Genomic DNA, 511 nt, shown 5'->3' on the forward strand with positions numbered 1-511 from the left:
CGCCTGGGTGCCGTTCCTCGGCCTCCACATCCAGTGGCGCTGGTTCTCCTGGCCGAACGTGCTGTTCGTGGCGCCCGTGCCGCTGCTGACGGCCTTCGTCTGCTGGCGCATCTGGAAGGCGATCGAGGACGGGCGCGATGTCGCGCCGTTCCTTCTCTCGATCGCCCTGTTCCTGCTCGGCTTCCTCGGGCTCGCGATCAGCCTGTTTCCCTACATCGTGCCGCCCAAGCTCACGATCTGGCAGGCGGCCAACGCGACCTCGGCGCTGCAATTCGCCCTCGTCGGCTACGCGGTGGTGATGCCGCTGACGCTCGCCTACACGGCCTATGCCTACTGGGTCTTCCGAGGGAAGATCGAGGAGAACCCGAACGCGGCGAGCTACCATTGAGCGCCCGCCGCATCCTCTGGTTCGCGGCCCTCTACGGCCTGAGCCTCCTCGCTTTCACGGCGCTCGTCTACTTTATCCGCGCCATCGCGCGGTGAGACGGGCGCCGGCTCAGAAGCAGAGGGG

1 protein-coding gene is annotated in these 511 nt (G+C 67.1%); it reads left to right on the plus strand.

From position 1 onward, the window contains the following. The coding region (locus C1631_RS25410) for a cytochrome d ubiquinol oxidase subunit II (protein ID WP_185144700.1) at nucleotides 1-388 on the plus strand (388 nt) is incomplete at its 5' end. Between the last annotated feature and the right edge of the window lie 123 nt (nucleotides 389-511).

Source organism: Chryseobacterium phosphatilyticum (assembly GCF_002899825.2).
In the GTDB taxonomy this organism is placed as follows: Bacteria; Bacteroidota; Bacteroidia; order Flavobacteriales; family Weeksellaceae; genus Chryseobacterium; species Chryseobacterium phosphatilyticum.